Origin of the sequence: Gabonia massiliensis (assembly GCF_001403595.1) — a bacterium.
Classification (GTDB): domain Bacteria; phylum Bacteroidota; class Bacteroidia; order Bacteroidales; family Coprobacteraceae; genus Coprobacter; species Coprobacter secundus.
The window spans coordinates 658,809-680,839 of record NZ_LN877939.1 but is presented as its reverse complement, the minus strand read 5'-3'; the positions used below and the strand labels follow the sequence as shown (position 1 = coordinate 680,839).

General features: G+C 35.8%; 21 protein-coding genes. 17 read left to right on the top strand and 4 right to left on the bottom strand.

Annotated features, from left to right (window positions below; all coding sequences use genetic code 11):
* Both BN2628_RS07525 and BN2628_RS07520 read left to right on the top strand, forming a co-directional pair.
* A complete protein-coding gene (locus BN2628_RS07525) occupies nt 1–1,311 on the top strand; it encodes a M16 family metallopeptidase (RefSeq protein WP_021931199.1) in 1,311 nt (436 codons plus the stop codon).
* 67 nt (nt 1,312–1,378) lie between these two features.
* Nucleotides 1,379–1,837, top strand: coding sequence for a methylglyoxal synthase (locus BN2628_RS07520; RefSeq protein ID WP_021931198.1), 459 nt, complete (start codon nt 1,379–1,381; stop codon nt 1,835–1,837).
* A gap of 64 nt (nt 1,838–1,901) precedes the next feature.
* Here BN2628_RS07520 and BN2628_RS07515 read toward each other — a convergent pair whose 3' ends face one another.
* From BN2628_RS07515 to BN2628_RS07505, 3 genes are read right to left on the bottom strand one after another with little or no spacing between them, the layout of a single operon-like run.
* Nucleotides 1,902–2,735 (bottom strand): 4Fe-4S binding protein, encoded by an 834-nt coding sequence (locus BN2628_RS07515; RefSeq protein WP_021931197.1) that lies wholly within the window; start codon nt 2,733–2,735, stop codon nt 1,902–1,904.
* A 2-nt stretch (nt 2,736–2,737) separates the two neighbouring features.
* Nucleotides 2,738–3,148, bottom strand: a complete 411-nt coding sequence (locus BN2628_RS07510; protein WP_021931196.1) for a secondary thiamine-phosphate synthase enzyme YjbQ — start codon at nt 3,146–3,148, stop codon at nt 2,738–2,740.
* A gap of 20 nt (nt 3,149–3,168) precedes the next feature.
* Complete coding sequence (locus BN2628_RS07505; RefSeq protein WP_055096669.1) at nt 3,169–4,806, bottom strand: ABC-F family ATP-binding cassette domain-containing protein; 1,638 nt, start codon at nt 4,804–4,806, stop codon at nt 3,169–3,171.
* Between the two features lie 167 nt (nt 4,807–4,973).
* Here BN2628_RS07505 and BN2628_RS07500 point away from each other — a divergent pair, with 167 nt between their 5' ends.
* From BN2628_RS07500 to BN2628_RS07460, 9 genes are all read left to right on the top strand, one after another.
* A complete protein-coding gene (locus BN2628_RS07500; RefSeq protein ID WP_021931194.1) occupies nt 4,974–6,176 on the top strand; it encodes a dTDP-glucose 4,6-dehydratase in 1,203 nt (400 codons plus the stop codon).
* A gap of 31 nt (nt 6,177–6,207) precedes the next feature.
* A complete protein-coding gene (gene rfbA, locus BN2628_RS07495) occupies nt 6,208–7,107 on the top strand; it encodes a glucose-1-phosphate thymidylyltransferase RfbA (RefSeq protein ID WP_021931193.1) in 900 nt (299 codons plus the stop codon).
* Complete coding sequence (locus BN2628_RS07490) at nt 7,088–7,510, top strand: sugar 3,4-ketoisomerase (protein WP_021931192.1); 423 nt, start codon at nt 7,088–7,090, stop codon at nt 7,508–7,510. Before rfbA ends, BN2628_RS07490 begins: the two co-directional genes overlap by 20 nt.
* Nucleotides 7,488–7,904: a sugar 3,4-ketoisomerase gene (locus BN2628_RS07485; RefSeq protein WP_021931191.1), complete on the top strand. Its 417-nt coding sequence runs from the start codon at nt 7,488–7,490 to the stop codon at nt 7,902–7,904. The genes BN2628_RS07490 and BN2628_RS07485 overlap by 23 nt, the downstream gene beginning before the upstream one ends.
* 7 nt (nt 7,905–7,911) lie before the next feature.
* The gene (locus BN2628_RS07480) at nt 7,912–9,027 is read left to right on the top strand and encodes a DegT/DnrJ/EryC1/StrS family aminotransferase (protein WP_021931190.1); all 1,116 of its coding nucleotides are present in this window, start codon (nt 7,912–7,914) and stop codon (nt 9,025–9,027) included.
* 98 nt (nt 9,028–9,125) lie between these two features.
* Nucleotides 9,126–10,166 carry a mannose-1-phosphate guanylyltransferase gene (locus BN2628_RS07475; RefSeq protein ID WP_021931189.1) on the top strand — a complete coding sequence of 347 codons (1,041 nt, stop codon included), beginning with the start codon at nt 9,126–9,128 and terminating at the stop codon, nt 10,164–10,166.
* Between the two features lie 4 nt (nt 10,167–10,170).
* On the top strand, nt 10,171–11,301 hold the full coding sequence (locus BN2628_RS07470; RefSeq protein WP_021931188.1) for an adenylyltransferase/cytidyltransferase family protein: 1,131 nt from the start codon (nt 10,171–10,173) through the stop codon (nt 11,299–11,301).
* A gap of 27 nt (nt 11,302–11,328) precedes the next feature.
* A complete protein-coding gene (gene gmd, locus BN2628_RS07465) occupies nt 11,329–12,483 on the top strand; it encodes a GDP-mannose 4,6-dehydratase (protein ID WP_021931187.1) in 1,155 nt (384 codons plus the stop codon).
* A gap of 31 nt (nt 12,484–12,514) precedes the next feature.
* Nucleotides 12,515–13,606: a GDP-L-fucose synthase family protein gene (locus BN2628_RS07460; RefSeq protein ID WP_055096667.1), complete on the top strand. Its 1,092-nt coding sequence runs from the start codon at nt 12,515–12,517 to the stop codon at nt 13,604–13,606.
* A gap of 53 nt (nt 13,607–13,659) precedes the next feature.
* Here the strand turns inward: BN2628_RS07460 and BN2628_RS07455 are convergent, their stop codons facing one another.
* Nucleotides 13,660–15,111, bottom strand: coding sequence for a hypothetical protein (locus BN2628_RS07455; RefSeq protein ID WP_154668422.1), 1,452 nt, complete (start codon nt 15,109–15,111; stop codon nt 13,660–13,662).
* Nucleotides 15,112–15,366: 255 nt separating this feature from the next.
* Here BN2628_RS07455 and dnaN point away from each other — a divergent pair, with 255 nt between their 5' ends.
* From dnaN to rlmB, 6 genes are all read left to right on the top strand, one after another.
* Nucleotides 15,367–16,494 (top strand): DNA polymerase III subunit beta, encoded by a 1,128-nt coding sequence (gene dnaN, locus BN2628_RS07450; protein WP_021931183.1) that lies wholly within the window; start codon nt 15,367–15,369, stop codon nt 16,492–16,494.
* A 29-nt stretch (nt 16,495–16,523) separates the two neighbouring features.
* On the top strand, nt 16,524–17,291 hold the full coding sequence (locus BN2628_RS07445) for a 3'-5' exonuclease (RefSeq protein ID WP_055096665.1): 768 nt from the start codon (nt 16,524–16,526) through the stop codon (nt 17,289–17,291).
* Between the two features lie 141 nt (nt 17,292–17,432).
* A complete protein-coding gene (coaBC, locus tag BN2628_RS07440) occupies nt 17,433–18,632 on the top strand; it encodes a bifunctional phosphopantothenoylcysteine decarboxylase/phosphopantothenate--cysteine ligase CoaBC (protein ID WP_044227911.1) in 1,200 nt (399 codons plus the stop codon).
* Between the two features lie 9 nt (nt 18,633–18,641).
* Nucleotides 18,642–19,544 carry a type IX secretion system protein PorD gene (locus BN2628_RS07435; RefSeq protein WP_055096663.1) on the top strand — a complete coding sequence of 301 codons (903 nt, stop codon included), beginning with the start codon at nt 18,642–18,644 and terminating at the stop codon, nt 19,542–19,544.
* A 7-nt stretch (nt 19,545–19,551) separates the two neighbouring features.
* Nucleotides 19,552–21,216 carry a DNA repair protein RecN gene (gene recN, locus BN2628_RS07430; protein WP_021931179.1) on the top strand — a complete coding sequence of 555 codons (1,665 nt, stop codon included), beginning with the start codon at nt 19,552–19,554 and terminating at the stop codon, nt 21,214–21,216.
* Between the two features lie 35 nt (nt 21,217–21,251).
* Nucleotides 21,252–21,998, top strand: coding sequence for a 23S rRNA (guanosine(2251)-2'-O)-methyltransferase RlmB (gene rlmB / locus BN2628_RS07425; RefSeq protein ID WP_044227921.1), 747 nt, complete (start codon nt 21,252–21,254; stop codon nt 21,996–21,998).
* The last annotated feature ends 33 nt before the right edge of the window (nt 21,999–22,031 follow it).

Here is a 22,031-nt window from a genome sequence, read left to right as displayed (position 1 = left end):
ATGGATGTTCGACAAGGAAAATTTGTTGGAGTACTTGACAGAAAACAGGTTCCTTCAGTAAAAGATTTTGAGAATGTATCGTTACCGAAGCCGGAAACAATTATATTGCCAAACGGGATACCGGTATACATTATTCGAATGGGAGATCAGGATGTATGTCGTATAGATGTTATATTTTCGGCTGGTAGATATAATGAAGAGAAAACTATGGCAGCCGTAATGACAAACCTTATGCTGAAGGAAGGTTCGTTTTTAATGAGTTCGTCTCAGATTGCGGAGAATCTGGATTATTATGGTGCGTGGTTACAGACATCGGCATCTTTTCATAATTCGTATGTCACTCTTTATTCTCTAAATAAATATTTTTCAGAAACTTTAAAGATACTTGATTCTTTGATATGGAGTCCGACATTTCCAGAAAAAGAATTTGAAATATTGGCTTTAAGGCGAAAACAACAGTTGATGGTAGAGCAAGAAAAGGTTCAAAATTTGGCTGCTCAAGCTTTTTTTGAATGTTTATTTGGTGCATCTCATCCTTATGGACGTAAGCCTTCTATAGAATCGTTTGATTCTTTAACAAGGAATGATTTATTGGATTATCATCAAGAGTATTATATCCCGAAATCTTGTATGTTACTATTGACAGGAAAAGTTACAGATGAAATGTTGGTGGGACTGTTCGAGTCTTTTGGTCGATATTCGTCAGATATTGAGGTTACGAAGGAAAAGGAGATATCCATTACGATGTCTTCTGACAGAGAGATTTGGGTAGAAAAGGATAATGCTCTACAGTCAGCTGTTAGGATAGGTTGTCCGGTTGTTGGCAGAGAACATCCTGATTTTGTAGGTTTACGTATATTGAATACTGTTTTAGGAGGGTATTTCGGTAGTCGTTTGATGTTGAATATTCGGGAGAATAAAGGATATACTTATGGTATTTCGTCATCTGTAATAGGGCAGCAAAAAGGTGCTTATTTGTCTATATCGACACAGACAGCAACGGAATATACGCAGCCTTTGATAGCAGAGGTGTATTCTGAGATAGAAAAATTAAGGAAGGAATTAATTGGAGAAGAAGAATTAAGTATGGTGCGTAGTTATCTTTTAGGCGAATTGTCTCGTTTATCGGACGGGCCTTTTTCTGTAGCAGATGCTTACGTTTCTATGTTAGCAAATCGAACGACTTTTGATTATTTCGAAAAACAAGCGGATTCGATTCGGAATATTAAATCAGAGGATTTGTTATGTTTGGCAGAGAAATATTTTTCTCGGGATGTTTTTTATACAGTTGTTGCAGGAGATAAATTTTGATATAAATTATTTGGCATAATATTTGACATTTGTTTTGCGATATGTTTTATACTAAAATATTGAAGAAATGAAAAAACGTTTAACAATAGCTTTGGTAGCTCATGATAACCGAAAAGCTGATTTAGTTGAATGGGCAGTACATAATGCGGAATTGCTATCACATCATCATTTGGTGTGTACTGGTACTACAGGAAGTTTGGTGAAAAAAGCATTCGAAGAAAAAGGTATCAATGCAGATATAACTTGTATGAACTCTGGTCCATTAGGAGGTGATGCCGAAATTGCAGCTATGGTAGTTCGGAAAGAGATAGATTTAGCAATCTTTTTGATTGATGATTTAAATCCCCAACCTCATGAAGCAGATATTCAGATGTTATTGAGGCAATGCCGGGTACATAATGTCCCTATTGCTTGTAATCGTTATAGTGCTGACTTGATGATAACGAGTACATTATGGGATAATGAGAGTTATGTTCCTACAGAACCTAAATATGTTCACTTCAAGAGGCCAGATACTAATAGTTAATTTTTTGACTTTAAATGTTTAACTTCTCCTGGCTCTAAGAGGAGGGGAGAAGTTGTTTTTATTTTTATAGGACGTCTTCTGGATGGTAGAAAGGCAGTGGTTGATTGTCTGCTTTGTATTTTCCACAGAAGAACATTTCTATTTTTTTAGGTATACTGCAATTTTTGTATAGCCAGTCGGTAAAGGGTGTTTCGAATATTCTTGCTTCATTCGGGCATTCTTTTACACAAGCGCAACATTTTATGCAAAATTCAGGAGAACTTTCAATTTTGTTGTTTATGGCGTGAGTTGGACATATGTTGATACAATGGCCGCACTGGGAACATATGTCATATAATGTAATGGGAGCTTGAGGTATTTGAGTTCCTTTTACTTTATAAGGTACATTTCCTTTTACGATTAGTTTGGGAATTTTATTTCCCCAATTTTTTATGTATTCTCCAGATATTTTTCCGAAGCGGTAGGCCATATTTATATCTTGAGTATCTGGCCTGCCAGATGCAATTTCTTTGTTCTTACGGCTATATGAATGTTCTCCGATAAAGGCACCTCCCGATATAGGTATGAATCCCTGTTTTTGTGTTAAATCAGATAACTCGATTAGAGCATCTTCATAATCCCTGTTGCCGTATAAGACACAAAGAATTGCTCGGGTATTTTTTGCATGTATGAACGACAATCGTTCTACTGCAGTTTCAGATATTCGTCCGCCATATACTGGAACAGCAATTACAGCCCACCCTCCATCTATATGAATGTCTTCTTTTGGAGTATGATAGGTTAGATTTATAGAGACTTCATGTTTTATCCCCAGTCCGTCTGCTACAGCTTGAGCTATTGTTTGGGAAGTATGTGTCGGAGAAAAAAATAGTGTATATAATGTTTCTTTAGTCTTCATAATTAATAATAAAGTGTAATTAAAATTTTGCGATTACCTCCTGAATTTCTGAATTCGCAGAGGTATATTCCTTGCCAAGTTCCTAAAGACAGTTTATGGTTATGTATAGGTATTGTTAAAGAACATCCTATTAGGGACGATTTTATATGTGCAGGCATGTCGTCATTTCCCTCAATAGTGTGGGTATAATATGTCATCCCCTCTGGAACGATATGGTTCATTATTTGTTCAAAATCAGTTCGTACCGAAGGATCTGCGTTTTCATTAATTGTTAATCCTGCTGAAGTATGTTGAATAAATAGGTTTATAATTCCTTTTTCTGGTAAAACAGGAATTTTTTTTTCTATTTGGGACGTAATTAAATGATATCCCCTTTTGTATCTGGGTAGAGTTAATTCATACTGTTCTATCATAATGATTGGGAATATTTATGTTAATTTTTTCTTTCCAATTCACGGAGGTTATCCATTTTTTTCTTTTCGAGGAATTCATAAATCCCATGTAGATGTTCAGTTACTTTTTGATTTCCGAATTCGTATACTTTAGTGACAAGGCTATCTAAAAAGTCCCGATCGTGAGATACCACTATAAGTGTTCCGTCAAAATCTTGTAATGCCATTTTTAAGATGTCTTTTGTTTTCAAATCGAGATGGTTGGTAGGCTCGTCAAGTATCAATAAGTTAACGGGTTCAAGTAACAGTTTTATCATAGCCAAGCGACTTCTTTCTCCTCCGGAGAGGACCTTGACTTTTTTAGTAGAATTTTCTCCACCAAACATAAAAGCTCCGAGTATATCTCGTATTTTTGTACGTATATCACCTTTTGCTACATTGTCTATTGTTTGAAAAACTGTAAGTTTTTCATCAAGCAAAGATGCTTGATTTTGCGCAAAATACCCGATTTGTACGTTGTGTCCTAACGTCAGAATGCCTTCATGCTCTATTTCATTCATAATGCATTTTACAAGTGTCGATTTACCTTCTCCATTTCTGCCGACAAAAGCAACTTTGTCCCCTCGTTCAATAGTGAAAGATACATTTTTAAATATCGTATGATTCCCATAACTTTTCCCTACATTTTCGGCAATAACAGGATAGTTTCCCGAGCGAGGAGATGGCGGAAATCGGAGTTTTAGAGCAGAGGTATCTTCTTCGTCGACTTCTATCAATTCTAATTTTTCAAGCATTTTTACCCTTGACTGGACTTGTAGCGTCTTGGAATAGGTCCCTTTGAATCGCTCAATAAATTCTTTTGTATCAGCAATCATCTTTTGTTGGTCATTATAGGCCTTTTGTTGTTGTTCTCTACGTTCTTTCCTGAGTTCAAGGTATTTAGAGTAATTCACTTTATAGTCATAAATACGTCCCATGGTAACTTCTATGGTTCGTGTTGTGATATTGTCAACAAAAGCCTTGTCATGTGAAATTACAATAACAGCTTTGGCACTATTGACTAGGAAATCTTCCAACCATTGTATTGATTCTATATCCAAATGGTTAGTAGGTTCGTCAAGCAATAATACATCCGGTTTTTTCAATAATAGTTTTGCTAACTCGATACGCATTCTCCATCCTCCGCTAAAATCGGAAGTGGGGCGGTCGAAGTCGCTTCGTTTAAATCCGAGGCCTAATAGAATTTTCTCAACATCTTCTTCGTAATTAGTTACATCTATTGCATAGAATTTTTCGCTTAAAGCAGATACTTCTTCTATTAATGCATAGTAACTTTCAGATTCGTAATCAGTTCGGTTTGCCAATTCATTATTGAGATACTCGATTTTTTTCTCCATTTCGAAAAGATGAGAAAAGGCTTGAGATGTTTCTTCGAAGACAGAACAAGTATTGTCTGTCATCAAATGTTGGGGAAGGTATGCAATGACCGTATCTTTAGGTGCAGATATACAACCTTTATTGGGTGTGCGTATACCGGCAAGTATTTTTAGAAGAGTTGATTTTCCAGCACCATTTTTTCCCATTAGGGCAATGCGATCTTTATCATTTATAACAAATGAGATGTCATGAAAGAGAGTTGTCCCTCCAAATTCTACAGTAAGTCCGTCGACAGAAATCATAAATTTTTTTGTTTAGACGCAAAGATAGATATTTTATTTAATCTAGTCATGATGCATATGATTAGGAATATCTTATTTTACGGTATGTTTTTCTATAATAATTTTTGTTCTAGGGTAAGGAAAAAACTAAAAAATGTTTGTAAATTGCACAAAAAATAAAATAATATATGAGAACATATCTGGTGACCGGCGCTGCAGGTTTTATTGGTGCCAATTTTTTGAAATATATTTTAGTTAAATACGGTGAGGATATTAAAGTTATAGTATTGGATAAGTTGACTTATGCCGGGAATTTGGGAACTATTAAGAATGAACTGAAAGATCCTCGGGTTAGATTTGTAAAAGGAGATATTGGTAATACAGAGTTGGTTTCTCAGATTTTTGCAGATTATGATATCGATTTTGTTGTAAATTTTGCAGCAGAATCGCATGTGGATCGTAGTATTACGAATCCTCAGTTATTTTTGGAAACAAATATATTAGGAACCCAAAATATATTGAATTGTGCTAAAATAGCCTGGACTACGGGTACCGATAAGGAAGGTTATCCTACGTATCGGTCTGGTAAAAAGTATTTGCAAGTTTCGACGGATGAGGTATATGGTTCTTTGTCTAAAGATTATGATGAACCTCATCTACTTGTCATAGAAGATGAGGTCGTGAAAACTGTCGTGAAAGGCAGAACTAAAATACAAACCTATGGAAAGAAGTATTTTACAGAGGAGACACCTTTGGACCCTCGTTCTCCTTATTCGGCTTCTAAAACTGGAGCTGATTTAATAGTCAAGGCCTATCATGAGACTTTTAGAATGCCAATAAATATCACTCGTTGTTCCAATAATTATGGACCATATCATTTTCCGGAAAAGCTTATACCGCTGATTATTAAGAATATACTTGAGGGTCGTTTGTTACCAGTGTATGGTAAAGGTGAGAACGTACGAGATTGGCTTTACGTGGAAGATCATGCAAAGGCGATAGATATGGTGCTGAACAAAGGACGCATAGGAGAAATATATAATATCGGAGGGTTCAATGAAGAACAGAATATTAATATAGTAAAATTGACAATTAAGACGATTGCACGTCTTATGGATGAGGAACCTAAATATCGTAAAGTTCTTAAAACTGATTTATCAAATATAAATGAGACGTTGATTACTTTTGTTGGAGATCGTTTAGGCCACGATATGCGTTATGCGATAGATCCATCTAAAATTGCTAAAGAATTAGGTTGGTATCCAGAAACCCCGTTTGAAAAAGGTATTGAAAAAACTATTCGCTGGTATTTGGAAAATCAAGACTGGGTGGAAGAGGTGATTAGTGGAGATTATCAGAAATATTATGAACAAATGTATTCTAATCGTTAGGTAAAAATCTCATTTAACTTGTAATTTTTAGATGAAAGGTATAGTTTTAGCAGGAGGGGCAGGTACACGTCTATATCCAATAACCAAAGGGATATCGAAACAAATGTTGCCGGTATATGATAAACCGATGATATATTATCCTATATCAGTTCTTATGTTGGCAGGAATAAGGGAGATACTAATAATTTCTACACCTTATGATTTACTTGGATTTAAACGTTTGTTGGGTGATGGGTCTGCGTTAGGTATATCATTTGAATATGCGGAACAGCCATCTCCGGATGGATTAGCTCAGGCTTTTATTATTGGGGAAAAATTTATTGGAAATGATTCCGTTTGTTTGGTATTAGGCGATAATATTTTTTACGGCCAGAGTTTTACGAGCATGTTACAGAAAGCTGTATTAACAGCAGAAAAAAATGGTTTAGCGACTATTTTTGGCTATAGAGTGGGGGATCCGGAAAGATATGGAGTGGCGGCTTTTGATCAGGAAGGGAATGTGGTATCTATAGAAGAAAAACCTGTAAGACCAAAATCGAATTATGCTGTGGTAGGTCTTTATTTTTATCCGAATAAGGTGATTCGTGTTGCTCGAAATATAAAGCCTTCGGCCCGAGGAGAGCTTGAGATAACTTCTGTAAATCAGAAGTTTTTGGAAGATGGGGAATTAAAGGTTCAATTGATGGGACGAGGATTTGCTTGGCTTGATACCGGGACGCATGAATCTCTTTTTGAAGCATCAAACTTCATTGAAACCATAGAACATAGACAGGGGTTAAAAGTTGCTTGTCTTGAGGAAATAGCTTATAGAAAAGGATGGATAACAAGAGAAGAGATGCTTGATTTAGCAGAACCGATGAAAAAAAACGAATATGGACAGTATATGATAAATCTGGTAAAAGATATTCCTGATGAATTTGGAGTCTGTTAAAGTAATAAATTTGCCTCGTATTGAAGATAGAAGAGGAAATCTTTCTTTTATTGAAGGAAATAGACACATTCCTTTTGAGATAGCACGTACTTATTGTATATACGATGTTCCTGGTGGACAGTTTCGTAGTGGACATGCTTATTATACTCAGCAAGAGTTTATTGTAGCTCTTTCTGGTAGTTTCGATGTCGTTTTAACAGATGGAGTTCAAGAAAAAACTATTTCATTGAATCGTTCTTATTATGGGATTTATATTCCTAAAATGATATGGCGTCAGCTAACAAATTTTTCTACAAATTCATTAGCTTTGGTATTGGCTTCAATTCCTTTTGACGAATCTGACTATATACGGGATTTTGAGAAATATAAAAAGATACAAAATGAAGCGTACAACTATATATGATTGTTCTGTTGTAGAACTTCCTCGTATTTATGATCCAGGAGGTAACATTACACCTATTCATGGGCAGCATAATATCCCGTTCAATATATCAAGAGTATTTTATTTGTATGATATTCCGGGCGGGGAATCTCGAGGGGCTCATGCCCATAAAAGTTGTCATCAATTTATTATTGCGGCCAGTGGAAGTTTTGAAGTTTTTTTGGACGATGGAGAGAATAAACGTACAGTTTTATTGAATCGGCCTTATTATGGATTACACGTGCCTCCGGGCATATGGGCAGCTCAACAGAGTTTTTCTTCAGGATCTATTTGTTTGGTACTTGCTTCTGAAAATTATGATGAAGCAGATTATATACGGGATTATGAGGAGTTTTTAAAAATACAGGATTTTTAAGAGCTACATGAAATTTTTAGATTTGCAGAAGGTAAATGCTGTATATGCGACAGACTTGAAACGTATTGCAGCAGAAGTGATAGATTCGGGATGGTATCTATTGGGAAAATATGTAAAGTTATTTGAGGAGCAGCTATCATCTTATTTAGGTTGCAAATATACTGTTGCTACTGGTAATGGATTAGATGCATTGCGTTTGATACTAAGGGCATATATTGAGATGGGGGTCATGCAGGAAGGAGATGAAGTTATAGTACCTGCGAATACTTATATTGCAACAATTTTGGCAATCACGGATAATCGATTAGTCCCGGTTTTTGTAGAACCGGATGAACAGACATTAAATTTAGATTTTTCTCTGATAGAAAATTATGTAACAAATCGTACTAAGGCGATTATGCTGGTCCATTTATATGGGCGCTGTTGTTGGGGAGAGCAGGTAAAAGTGGTGGCTCGGAAGTATAATCTTAAAATTGTGGAAGATAATGCTCAGGCAATGGGGGCTAAAAGTCATATTTGTGGGTTGTCAGGCAGTTATATGACAGGGGCGTTGGGTGATGCTGCAGGGAATAGCTTTTATCCTACTAAGAATTTGGGTGCTCTTGGCGATTCTGGAGCTGTGACGACTTCCGACGAGGAATTAGCGATGGTTGTGAGGGCATTGGCGAATTATGGATCAGAAAAAAAATATTATAATCGTTATCAAGGATTTAATAGTCGTATGGATGAGTTACAAGCTGCATTTTTATCATTAAAATTGAAATACCTTGATATTGAGAATGAGAGAAGAAGGGTGAATGCAGAGACATATTCGATATTATTGCAAAATGCTGAATTAATTTTACCGCAACAAGCTGGAGAAGAGCATATTTGGCATCAGTATATTGTTCGGTCAAGTAAGAGGAACCAATTACAAAACTGGCTTCAAAAGCAAGGTGTTGATACGCAGATACATTATCCACTTCCTCCTCATCTGCAAGAGTGTTATCCTAAATATAATCATCTTTCTTTTCCTTTGACAGAGCGGCTAAGTCAGGAAATTTTAAGTTTACCAATCTCTTCATATATGGGGAAAGAAGAATTAACAATAATTGCAGAAGCTATAAATAGTTTTGCAGAATAGTTTGTTATGTATTATATTTGAATAAAAAGTTGTAACTTAGCTCTCCGTTTACAGTTTTGGATAAAAATTGTAAAAGAGTAGTAGAATAAGTTTATTTTATGAATATCAATCATGTCGTTATTATGGCTGGCGGTATTGGCAGCCGTTTTTGGCCGATGAGTACAACGGAGCATCCAAAGCAGTTTATAGATGTTTTAGGGTGTGGACGGACATTGCTGCAATTGACGGTCGAACGTTTTGAGGGAATTGTTCCAGCAGAGAATATATGGGTTGTAACTTCAAAGAGGTATAAAAGTCTTGTCCAAGCTCAGTTACCAACTATTTCTGAGTCTCATATATTATTGGAACCTTGTATGAGAAATACGGCACCTTGTATTGCTTATGTGAGCTGGAAAATAAAAAAAAATTATCCTAATGCTAATGTTGTAGTTACCCCGTCTGATCATATTGTTACAGATGTTTCCGAATTTAAACGAGTAATTATAGCTTCCCTTGATTTTGTTACTCGGTCTGAAGCTATTGTCACATTGGGGATGAAAGTATTGCGGCCTGAAACTGGATATGGTTATATAGCAGCAGCTTCGGAAGAAGGGGAGATAAGACGTGTAAAAGCGTTTAAAGAGAAACCTGATTTGGAAACTGCAAAAAAATATTTGCAAGCAGGTAATTATTATTGGAATGCCGGGTTATTTATCTGGAATGTGAAGACCATAGAAATGGCTTTTCGTTTTTATCAGCCAGAAATTGCAGAAATATTTGATAAGATAGAAATAAGTATGGATACAATTTCGGAACAGATGGATGTTGATAAGATATTTCCTTCCTGTCCTTCTATTTCTATTGATTATGCTATTATGGAAAAGGCTGATGATATTTATGTTTTTCCTGCTGATTTTGGATGGTCGGATTTAGGAACTTGGGGATCTTTACATAATATGTTAAGCCAAGACTCAGATAATAATGCCTGTGTTGGAAGTAATCTTTCTTTAATCGAGTCTAAAGGGTGTATTATACATATGCCTGAGAATAAAAAGGTTGTTATACAGGGGCTTAATGGCTATATTGTAGCTGAAAAAGATAATACATTGTTGATTTGCCGTTTAGAAGATGAACAACGTATAAAAGAATTTTCAAAATAGAAAAATGAAAAAAGTTTTTGTATCAGGGTGTTATGATATGTTGCATAGCGGGCATGTTGCTTTTTTTGAAGAGGCAGCAAGTTATGGAGATTTGTATGTAGGCATTGGTTCTGATAAAACCTTGTATGAATTGAAGGCCCGCAAGCCTATCAATACTGATGCTGAACGCCTTTATATGGTGAAATCTTTACGGATGGTTAAGGATGCTTGGATAAACAGTGGTAGCGGTTTGTTGGATTTTGAAAAAGAATTGAGGCAACTAAAACCGGATATTTTTTTTGTTAACAGTGATGGGCACACACCTTTGAAAGAAAAGTTGTGTAGAGATTTGGGTATTGAGTACATTGTGAGTAAGCGAATACCTCATGGAACGCTGCCTGCCCGCTCTACAACGATGCTACGTCAAGAATGTCGTATACCATATCGTATAGATTTGGCTGGGGGGTGGCTTGACCAACCATATGTGAGTAAATATTATCCGGGGCCGGTTTTGACTATTTGTATAGAACCAGACTATGAGTTTAATGATAGGAGTGGAATGTCTACAAGTTCTCGGAAAAAAGCGATAGAGTTGTGGCAGACAGATATTCCTGAAGGTGATAAGGAAAAATTGGCAAAAACACTGTTCTGTTATGAGAATCCACCGGGAACACCTTATATAAGTGGGTCTCAAGACTCTTTGGGAATCGTTATGCCGGGTTTGAATAAGTATGAGTATAATGGAGAATATTGGCCTGAGTCAATAGAGAGTGTCTTAGAAGACGATATATTGTCTTGGATTGAGAAGGTAATATGGCTTCTTCCGCTTTATCCTCGAACGGCCGATTATAATGCGATAGCTGATACTTGTATTGATAAAGATTCAGCGCGAGATTTAAGTAATTCGGCTCGAAAATGTTGGGACGCGATATTAGAGAAAAATATTGATGCATTTGGAGAAGCTGTTAGAGAAAGTTTTGATGCACAAGTGAAAATGTTTCCTAATATGGTGAATTCGGATGTAATGGACCAAATAGAAGCATATCGGCATAATATAAAAGGTTGGAAGTTATGTGGTGCAGGAGGAGGTGGCTATTTGGTTTTTATAAGTGAGGAACCTATAAAAAATACTATACAGATACGTATAAGAAGATAAATTTGAATAAAAATTAAAAATAGATATATGTCAGATAAAGTTGCTTTAATTACGGGAATTACGGGACAGGATGGTGCATATTTGGCCGAGTACCTATTGAAAATGGGATATATGGTACATGGTATCAAACGTCGTGCTTCATCTTTTAATACCGATCGTATCGATCATTTGTATGAAGATCCTCATAAAGAAGGCCGAAGGCTTATTTTACATTACGGAGACATGACCGATTCTTTGAATATAACCCGTATTATCAAAGAAGTACAACCGGATGAAATATATAATTTGGCAGCAATGAGTCATGTGAAAGTAAGTTTTGATACTCCAGAATATACAGCGAATGCGGATGCTTTGGGTACATTGCGTATTTTAGAGGCGGTCAGACTTCTTGATTTGACAAAGAAGACTCGTATATATCAGGCTTCTACTTCTGAACTATATGGTTTAGTACAGGAAGTCCCCCAAAAGGAGACTACTCCTTTTTATCCTCGTAGTCCCTATGCGGTAGCTAAATTGTATGGTTATTGGATTACTGTAAATTACAGAGAGGCTTATGGAATACATGCAAATAATGGAATTCTTTTTAATCATGAATCTCCTTTGCGTGGGGAAACTTTTGTTACTCGAAAAATAACTCGAGCAGTGAGTCGCATTGTTTTAGGACATGAGAGTTGTTTATATTTAGGTAATTTGTCTTCAAAACGAGATTGGGGGCATGCCAAAGATTATGTGAGAGCCATGCATGCTATTTTACAGCAACCTGAGCCTTCAGATTATGTTATTGCGACCGGGATTACGACAACTGTACGAGATTTTGTACGTATGGCTTTTGCTGAGGTAGGAGTTGGCGTTTGTTTCGAGGGAGAAGGAATTCATGAAAGAGCTTTTGTGGAAACTGTTGAGAAGAATAAGTTTATAGATGTAGTTGGAGAAGAATATTTACCTATTGTAAATTCTCTTAAGGGTAAAACTATCGTTGCTGTGGATCCAGCTTACTTTAGACCGACAGAAGTTGATTTGCTCATTGGAGATCCAACAAAATCAAAGACGATATTGGGCTGGGAGCCAGAGTATGATTTACCGGCATTGATTGCGGATATGGTTAGTAATGATATAAAGTTAACCAAGAAGGAAACATATTTAAGAGATGGTGGTTACCAGACATTGAATTATTACGAATAATATCTTATTTGTTTTCATATTTAGAGGATAAATGGAAAAAAATGCAAAGATATATATTGCTGGTCACTGTGGTTTGGTAGGTTCAGCAATATGGAATAATTTGAGCTCGAAAGGTTATACCAATTTGGTAGGACGAACTCATAATGAATTAGATTTATGTGATTCTGTTGCTGTGGCTCGTTTTTTTGAAATGGAAAAGCCCGAGTACGTTTTTTTGGCAGCAGCTTTTGTTGGAGGAATTGTGGCTAATAGCCGCTATCGAGCAGATTTTATATATCGTAATTTAGCTATTCAGAACAATGTCATAGGAGAGAGTTTTCGACATAAAGTAAAGAAACTGCTTTTTTTAGGAAGTACATGTATTTATCCTCGTGAGGCAAAGCAACCAATGAAGGAGGACGCCCTTCTTACTTCTCCTCTTGAGTATACTAATGAACCATATGCAATTGCTAAGATTGCAGGTTTGAAAATGTGTGAGAGTTTCAATTTGCAGTATGGGACAAATTATATAGCAGTAATGCCGACTAATTTGTATGGTCCAAATGATAATTTTGATTTGGAACGTTCACATGTGTTACCTGCTTTGATTCGGAAGATATGTTTAGGTTGTTATCTGGAACAAAATGATTGGGATGCAATACGTAGAGATCTTGATAGGCGGCCGATAGAAGGAATAAACGGTACAGCTTCAGAAAGAAGTATTTTTGAAAAACTCGATAAATATGGCTTGAGAAAAGTTGCTTCGGGCGTTGTACAAGTTGAAATTTGGGGGACAGGAACTCCATTAAGAGAATTTTTGTGGAGCGAGGAAATGGCTGATGCTTGCGTATTTATAATGGAAAATGTAGATTTTGATGACTTAAAGCCTCAAGGTACTAAAGAAATTCGAAATTGCCATATTAATATCGGGACAGGTAAAGAAATCAGTATCGGAGATGTTGCCCAACTGATAAAAAAGATTGCCGGTTTTACTGGAGAGCTATATTTCAATAAAAATAAACCGGATGGTACTATGAGGAAATTAACCGATGTCTCAAAATTGAATGCATTAGGTTGGCATCATACAATTGAGATAGAAGAAGGTATAGCTCGGCTAATTGATTGGTACAGGAGTAAAGAATAAATTTGATATATAGAATAGTGGGCGGATTTTCTTTTTTAATAGATAGCCGTCTATTATTCTGACATAATAGTGTTACAATATACAACTTTGCCTTCAGAAGCCATTTCGGTGATGAAATAATTAGATAATAAAAAGTTTGGAGGCATACATCCAGGTAATCTGTTCTTCATAAGTGAGGGGTATCCATGTCTTTTTAAAAGTACCCCATTTCCAAAAAATAATAAATTTACATTTCCACCTACTTGAGAAAATAATTGAGAAAGAGTTTTTTGTTTTAATGCTATGGTATTTCCGTTTTTTATATCTTGTGCATAATGTTGAGTTGCATCAAAGGTATTTGATATATAAAGTCGGTTATCTTCAGAAAGAGAAAAATAAATACTATCACCATCCAGAAAATAATTTAATAAGTTAGAATTTGTAAGTATAGATGGAATTTGAGGAATACTGTCTTTTGGATATAAAGTGATAACTTTATTCGTTTGAAGTGTTGAGTCTGTTACGATGTTCCATGCAATATTGAAGCTTCCGCGACCGGTTTCCATCAGGATACTATCAGTTGACGTTAAGTTTTTACCATTAGAGAATTGTTTCCAAAAGGATTTCAGTTCTTTTATTCCGTAACGGATACCGAAATAAGTTCGGGAACTAAATATATATGGATCGGGTTCGCATCCATTTGTTATTTTATTTATTAGTGTTTCTAATGGTTGTTCGGGTATTATCATTCCTGTAATCCAGGTTTTATTTTTATCAAAGCTGAGTTCTTGGGCAATCCATTGTTTGTTTTTCGATTGATTGTTGTTATTGGTATAGAGTTCGTAATCAACGGCATTTGTATTGTAAAGTATAGTATGTACAGATTTCCCGATAGTTGCTGAAGCTTGTTGAAACGAGAGATTATGTTCAATAGATTTATTATCAGAAAAAGAATGGATGGATTGTCGTAGTATATGATAATCCTGAGTTAAACATATAGTTCCATTATGAAAGAACCCGAAAAAAAATTGTCCGTTGGGTAAGGAATATTGAAAAATCTTGAAATCATTCAGTTCCTGTACTACAGGTTTAAAGGAGGTCTCGAACTTTTTTTGTAAAAAGAGTAAGATTTTTTTGAAATTATTGTTCCCGACGTAGTGCCATAAAGTAGCTGAAGGAGAATGATTCATTCTATTATGCAAGCAAATAAAAGCATTTTCTTTATTCGGTAAATCGGCCTGAAATATTTCTTTCAATTGTATGGATATTGTTAGCAGTGTATCGTAAATGGTTCGGTTTTCAGAAATGTAATTTCCGAAGTTGTTTTGACTAAGTTCATATAACCCCTCTTTATCTTTTACTCCGATAAGCAAAGTCATAGTGGTGTCGGGAATGTAATGAGCTAAAGAATATTTTTGATAATTTTTTTTGTATTTAAGGTTCGGTAAAAAACTTATGATAATGAATGTTACTATGATGAATAAAATAGAAATTATAGAATATTTGAAAGTTTGTCTGAAGTTCATAGAAATAAATAATATATCTGCTACAAATGTAACGAATAAATTGAAATACGGAATAATAAAATGGAATGATGTTGGATTAAGGCTTTTGTATTGAGATAAAAAGAATATACTTTTTTAGTTGGGATTTTTGGATATAATTGGCTCTATTTTTCTGAAAAATGATTACATTTGTTCCTCAATATACCTGTGACATTTTGGATGATTCGAATGTTCATAGAATATGGAATAGAAAGAAAATATAAAAAATAGAGACCTATGAAATTTATTGTTTCCAGTACTGCATTATTATCTCATTTGCAAGCTATCAGTAGAGTTATTAATTCCAAAAATTCGATGGCTATACTTGATAATTTCTTGTTTCGGTTGGAAGGTAATACCCTTACGATGACAGCATCGGATCAAGAAACTACAATGACTACTGAAATAGAAGTTTTAGAAGCTGAAGGACAAGGACTCTTTGCTGTTTCAGCAAAGATATTACTTGAACCTTTGAAAGAACTGCCGGATCAACCGTTAACATTTGAGATAAACGATGAGAATTTAGAGATTTTTCTATATTTTCAGAACGGTAAGTACAATTTTATAGGGGTTAACGGTGATGAATATCCCCAGAAATCTCCATTAAGTGCTGATGCTAAGACATTACAAATGCCAGCACAAGTATTACTTAATGGAATTAATCGTACTCTTTTTGCAACGGGTGATGATGAATTGCGCCCTATAATGAATGGTATCTATATCGATATTCATCCAGAAGATATTATTTTTGTGGCATCTGATAGTCATAAATTAGTGCGTTGTAAGAATGATTCGATACAATCAGGACTAACTTCTTCATTTATTTTACCTAAAAAGCCTGCAACTTTATTGAAGAATATCTTGCCGAAAGAGTCAGGTGATGTATCGATTACTTTTGATGATAAGAATGCTGTATTTGCTTTATCGAATTTTGTATTGAATTGCCGTTTGATCGAAGGACGTTATCCTAATTATGCATCAGTGATTCCGCAGAATAATCCAAATCGTATTATTGTGGACAGGGCAGTGTTTGTGAATGTTTTACGGCGAGTATCTGTATTTTCGGACCAAGCGAGTAATTTGGTGAAATTACAGTTGAGAGATAATCAAATAAAAGTTTCGGCCCAGGATATAGATTTTTCTACTTCTGCAGAGGAAAATGTATCATGCAATTATACGGGTGATCCTATGGGGATTGGTTTCAAGTCGACCTTTCTTATTGAGATATTGAGTAATATCTCGTCTCAAGAGGTGACAATAGAACTATCTGATCCATCTCGAGCCGGGCTTATATTGCCTGTAGAGAATCAACCGAACGAAGATCTGTTGATGTTGTTGATGCCTATGATGTTGACTGATTTTTAAAGAATTTAGATACAAATAACGGAGGAGAAATGCAGTTAAATCTTAGAAATCCGATTGTCTTTTTCGATTTGGAGACTACCGGTGTTAATATTGCAACAGACCATATAGTTGAGATAAGTTATTTAAAAGTTTATCCGAATGGGAAAGAAGAATGTAAAACATTACGAATAAACCCTGGGGTGCCCATTCCTACAGAGGCAACAGCTGTTCATGGTATTTCAGATGCAGATGTAGCTAATTGTCCGACATTTAAGGAAGTCGCTAAGAATATAGCTAAAGATATCGAAGGTTGTGATTTAGCTGGATTTAATTCAAATCGGTTCGATATTCCCTTGTTAGTAGAGGAACTTTTGAGGGCAGGAGTCGATATCGATCTGTCTAAGCGTAAAATGATTGACGTACAAACTATTTTCCATAAAATGGAGCAACGTACATTGTCTGCAGCGTATAAGTTTTATTGTGATAAAGATTTGGATAATGCACATACGGCGGAGGCTGATACGCGTGCTACTTATGAGGTATTGAAGTCTCAGCTTGACCGTTACCCTGATCTTCAGAATGATATGGCTGCTCTTGCTGAGTTTTCTACTCATACTAAAAATGTAGATTTTGCTGGTCGTATTGTATATAATGAGGATGGAGTAGAAGTGTTTAATTTTGGTAAATATAAAGGGCGGTCAGTTTCTGAGGTTTTCAAAACAGATATAGGTTATTATGGCTGGATGATGCAGGGAGATTTTACTCTTAATACAAAAAATGTGATAACTAATATCAAATTGCGAGAACTCAAGCGATGAGGGTTTTATAAGAAGGGACGTTAAAGGACATTTCAAAAGGAGTAATACTAATAAGTGTTTAGCCATAAGTGGGGTTAAGATTTAGTATAAAGAGAGCTTTTGAAATGTCCTTTTGAGTTATGTCAATATTAATTCTTTGGAATTATGTTAAAAGGGAAAAATATTGTATTAGGAATAACTGGTAGTATTGCAGCATATAAAGCAGCGTATCTTATCAGGGCTTTGGTGAAGAAAGGGGCAGAGGTGCAAGTGGTTATTACTCCTGCAGGAAAAGAATTTATTACACCAGTCACTTTGTCAGCATTAACAGGGAAACCGGTGATAAGCGAATTTTTTACGGCAAATGATGGTTCATGGCATAGTCATGTTGATTTAGGATTGTGGGCAGATGCAATGGTTATTGCTCCGGCAAGTGCAAGTACAATTGCTAAAATGGCTAATGGTGTTGCAGATAATATGCTTATTACTACATATTTGTCTAGTAAAGCAAAGGTTTTCATCGCTCCGGCTATGGATCTTGATATGTTTGCTCACCCTACAACTCGTCGTAATCTGGATTTGTTGCGTTCGTATGGAAATTTTATAATAGAGCCAACAACTGGGGAGTTAGCTAGTCATTTGCATGGAAAAGGGCGTATGGAGGAGCCTGATAAGATTGTGGAAATTTTGGAGGCTTATTTTCAGGGAAAAGAGATATTGTCTGGTAAAAAAATCTTAATAACAGCAGGTCCGACATATGAAAAGATTGATCCTGTACGTTTTATAGGTAATTATTCGTCTGGTAAGATGGGATTTGCATTGGCAGAGGTTTGTGCTGAACGAGGTGCTGATGTGACATTGATTGCTGGTCCAGTGTCTCTACAAGCACTACATCCTAATATCAAGCGAATTGATGTTGAGTCGGCAGAGGAAATGTATAATGTAGTTGTGGATAAGTTTCCTAATATGTCTGCTGCGATTATGTGTGCTGCGGTAGCTGATTATGCTCCAGAGATCCGGAACGAAGCGAAAATAAAACGAACAGGGGATGATTTGTTGTTACGTTTGAAGCCGAATAAAGATATTGCAGCAGCTTTGGGACGAATGAAGAAAACGGGCCAAGTATTAGTTGGTTTTGCGTTAGAAACAAATGATGAAGAAGAAAATGCCTGGATAAAGCTGAATCGGAAAAATCTTGATTTTATTGTGTTGAATTCATTGCAAGATAAGGGTGCAGGATTTAAATGTGATACAAATAAAATTACGATAATCGAGAAAAGTGGGAATAAATTGGTATTCGAAACTAAAGCTAAAAAGGAAGTGGCTGCTGATATTGTCGATGTTTTGAATATGTATTTTTAATTATTGGGAATGATGAAAAAATCGTTGTTAATATTAGTAATATTATGTAGTTCTTGTTTATCTTTTGCACAAGAATTGAATTGCCGTGTGCAAGTTAACAGCGATAAAATACAGGGGACTAATAAATCAGTATTTACTACATTGGAACAGGCTTTGACCGAATATGTTAATAATAGAAAATGGAGTGAAGCCCAGATTTCCATATCGGAAAAGATTGATTGTAGTTTAGTAATTACTGTTAATGAGGTTACAGATAATCGTTTTAAATGTGATTTGCAAGTACAGTCTCGCCGTCCAGTCTATAATGCTTCGTATGCTACAACATTATTTAATTTCAAAGATAAAAGCTTTGAATTTACTTATCAAGAATATGAGCCTTTAGTGTATAATGAAAACACTATTGAAAGTAATTTGACTGCAGTGGTTGATTTTTATGCTTATATGATATTAGGACTTGATTTTGATAGTTTTTCATTGAAAGGAGGGACACCTTTTTTTCAACGAGCCGAACAAATTGTAAATATGGGACAGTCATCGATGGAAGTAGGTTGGAAGGCTTTCGAAGATACGCGTAACCGGCATGCTTTAGTGACAGCGTTTACTGACCAGCGTACAGAGATGTTCCGGACATTGTGGTATAATTATCATCGTAAAGGCCTTGATGAAATGGCACTGAGCATGGATAAAGGCCGAGCTGCGGTGACCGATGCTGTTAAAATGATAGAAGAAGTATATAAGGCGGCATCTACCTCGGTATTGTTGCCTCTTTTTAGTGATTCTAAATTAGATGAGCTTGTAAATATTTATTCGTTGGCTCCGCAGACAGAAAAGGATGAGATTTACAAATTGTTGATTGGAATCTATCCTACGGAAAATACTCGGTTACAGGAAATTCGTAAAGAAAATCGTTGATATTGATATGCTCAAAAAATTATCGATTCGGAACTATGCTTTAATTGATGCTTTGGATATAGATTTTTATTCCGGGTTCTCCTCTATTACAGGAGAGACTGGGGCTGGAAAATCTATTATATTAGGAGCATTATCTCTTATTTTAGGGCAGAGAGCAGACTTTCGTGTCATCAAGGATGAAAGTCGGAAAGCTATTATTGAAGGTTTTTTTGATATTTCAGACTATCATTTGAGGTCTTTTTTTGAAGAACAGGATTTAGAGTATGAAGATGGTGCTTGTATTCTTCGAAGAGAGATTCTGTCTTCCGGCAAGTCCAGGGCTTTTATAAATGATACACCGGTTTCATTAGCCCAGTTGAAGGATTTAGGGGAAAGGTTGATAGATATACATTCTCAATATCAGAATTTATTACTTGGAAATGACAAATTCCAATTACATGTAATTGATGTATGGGGACATAATAATGATTTGTTGTTACAATATAAATCTGATTTTCAGAATTATAAATTGGCAAAAAAGAAGTTACTGAAGTTACAGGAGGAAAGGGTCGAGTGGAAAAAAGAGGAAGATTATCTCAGATTTCAGCTCTCTCAACTTGTAGATGCCCAGTTAAAAGAAGGAGAACAGGAAATTCTTGAACAAGAGCAAAAGATATTGAGCCATGCTGAAGAGATAAAAGGTGAGCTATACACTATATCTCAGTTAGCATCGGGTGATGAGGGAGGAATCCTACCAATTTTGAAAACTTTGATTAGTCGTGCTCAAGGTTTATTACGGATTTATCCTGATTTGGGAGAATTAACAGGACGTTTGCAGTCACTTTATATTGAATTGAAAGATATTTCAGCAGAAATATCGGGGAAGGAAGATAGTATTTGTATAGATTCAGAACGTTTAGTCCAAGTCCAGGACCGTTTAGATATGATATATCGTTTGCAACAAAAACATCAGGTGCAGACGATAGAAGAATTACTTGAGGTGCAAAGTCAATTGGAAAGTAGATTGGAAAGAATAGATACATCGGACGAAGAAATATATGCCTTAGAAAAAGAGATTGCAGACAGATACATTTTGTTATTAGAAATATCTGTAAAACTTACAGAATCGAGAAAATTAGCTGCTGCGGAATTTTCAAGGTTATTGGAAGAAAAAGCTCGTTTGTTGGGAATGCCTAATCTTCGTTTTGAGGTGGAGTTGGTACCACGACCAGAAATAGATGAAATGGGAGCTGAACAGATATGTTTCCTTTTTTCTGCAAATAAAAACCAGTCTATGCAACCTGTTGCAGAAGTTGCGTCTGGTGGAGAAATTTCACGATTGATGCTTTGTTTAAAAGCCCTTATTGCCCATGTAACGGTTTTACCGACAATTATTTTTGATGAGGTGGATACGGGAGTATCAGGAGAAGTTGCAGACAAAATGGGAGACATTATGCAGGAGATGTCTCAGTATATGCAAGTAATAAGTATAACTCATTTACCTCAAGTTGCATCAAAAGGCAGACATCATTATCGAGTATATAAACAGGATACGGAGATAAGTACGCAAACTCATATTGAAGAACTGAAAGATAGAAAGCGTATAGAGGAAATTGCCCGTATGTTGAGTGGCGCAAAGTTGACAGATGAAGCTATGAATAATGCGCGGGTTTTATTGGGGAAAAATATTTAGTATTTAGGTTTTAATTTAGACGACAATATTTTGTTATGAAAAAGAATGAAATGATTTTTGGCATTCGTGCGGTAATAGAGGCAGTAGAGGCTGGGAAAGATATAGATAAAATATTAATTAAGAAAGACTTACAGGGTGAATTAGTGCAAGAACTGTTTGCTTCTGTTAAAGGGCAGAATATTGTTGTACAGCGAGTTCCTATAGAAAAAATAAACCGTATTACTCGAAAAAATCATCAAGGAGTGGTTGCTTTTATTTCTGCGGTTACTTATCAAAAGCTTGAGAATATTATTCCTTCGTTGTACGAGGAAGGGAAAATACCATTTATTGTAGTTCTTGACGGGGTAACTGATGTACGTAATTTTGGGGCTATAGCTAGGACTTGTGAGTGTGCAGGAGCCGATGCTATTGTGATTCCTGAACGGAATAGTGTTTCTGTAAATGCTGATGCTATAAAAACCTCGGCAGGAGCTTTACATCATATACCGGTATGCCGAGAATATTCTGTGTTTGAAGCTATACGATTTTTGCAGAATAGTGGGCTTAGGATTGTAGCAGCAACGGAAAAAGCTTCGTGTAATTATACATCTATTGATTATTGTGGCCCTGTAGCTATTGTTATGGGAGCAGAAGATACAGGGGTTTCTGCAGATGTATTGAAAATTTGTGACCATAGAGCGGCTTTACCATTAATGGGTACGATAAGCTCTCTTAATGTGTCGGTAGCTGCTGGTATTATGATGTATGAAGTGGTAAGGCAACGGATGGGAACCAGAGAATAAGAAATTAAGTATTTATTGTTTCGAAATGTATTA

Coding starts and splice junctions, on each gene's coding strand:
- BN2628_RS07525 (WP_021931199.1), top strand. CDS start 1: ATGGATGTTCGACAAGGAAAATTTGTTGGAGTACTTGACAGAAAACAG.
- BN2628_RS07520 (WP_021931198.1), top strand. CDS start 1,379: ATGAAAAAACGTTTAACAATAGCTTTGGTAGCTCATGATAACCGAAAA.
- BN2628_RS07515 (WP_021931197.1), bottom strand. CDS start 2,735: ATGAAGACTAAAGAAACATTATATACACTATTTTTTTCTCCGACACAT.
- BN2628_RS07510 (WP_021931196.1), bottom strand. CDS start 3,148: ATGATAGAACAGTATGAATTAACTCTACCCAGATACAAAAGGGGATAT.
- BN2628_RS07505 (WP_055096669.1), bottom strand. CDS start 4,806: ATGATTTCTGTCGACGGACTTACTGTAGAATTTGGAGGGACAACTCTC.
- BN2628_RS07500 (WP_021931194.1), top strand. CDS start 4,974: ATGAGAACATATCTGGTGACCGGCGCTGCAGGTTTTATTGGTGCCAAT.
- rfbA (WP_021931193.1), top strand. CDS start 6,208: ATGAAAGGTATAGTTTTAGCAGGAGGGGCAGGTACACGTCTATATCCA.
- BN2628_RS07490 (WP_021931192.1), top strand. CDS start 7,088: ATGAATTTGGAGTCTGTTAAAGTAATAAATTTGCCTCGTATTGAAGAT.
- BN2628_RS07485 (WP_021931191.1), top strand. CDS start 7,488: ATGAAGCGTACAACTATATATGATTGTTCTGTTGTAGAACTTCCTCGT.
- BN2628_RS07480 (WP_021931190.1), top strand. CDS start 7,912: ATGAAATTTTTAGATTTGCAGAAGGTAAATGCTGTATATGCGACAGAC.
- BN2628_RS07475 (WP_021931189.1), top strand. CDS start 9,126: ATGAATATCAATCATGTCGTTATTATGGCTGGCGGTATTGGCAGCCGT.
- BN2628_RS07470 (WP_021931188.1), top strand. CDS start 10,171: ATGAAAAAAGTTTTTGTATCAGGGTGTTATGATATGTTGCATAGCGGG.
- gmd (WP_021931187.1), top strand. CDS start 11,329: ATGTCAGATAAAGTTGCTTTAATTACGGGAATTACGGGACAGGATGGT.
- BN2628_RS07460 (WP_055096667.1), top strand. CDS start 12,515: ATGGAAAAAAATGCAAAGATATATATTGCTGGTCACTGTGGTTTGGTA.
- BN2628_RS07455 (WP_154668422.1), bottom strand. CDS start 15,111: ATGAACTTCAGACAAACTTTCAAATATTCTATAATTTCTATTTTATTC.
- dnaN (WP_021931183.1), top strand. CDS start 15,367: ATGAAATTTATTGTTTCCAGTACTGCATTATTATCTCATTTGCAAGCT.
- BN2628_RS07445 (WP_055096665.1), top strand. CDS start 16,524: ATGCAGTTAAATCTTAGAAATCCGATTGTCTTTTTCGATTTGGAGACT.
- BN2628_RS07435 (WP_055096663.1), top strand. CDS start 18,642: ATGATGAAAAAATCGTTGTTAATATTAGTAATATTATGTAGTTCTTGT.
- recN (WP_021931179.1), top strand. CDS start 19,552: ATGCTCAAAAAATTATCGATTCGGAACTATGCTTTAATTGATGCTTTG.
- rlmB (WP_044227921.1), top strand. CDS start 21,252: ATGAAAAAGAATGAAATGATTTTTGGCATTCGTGCGGTAATAGAGGCA.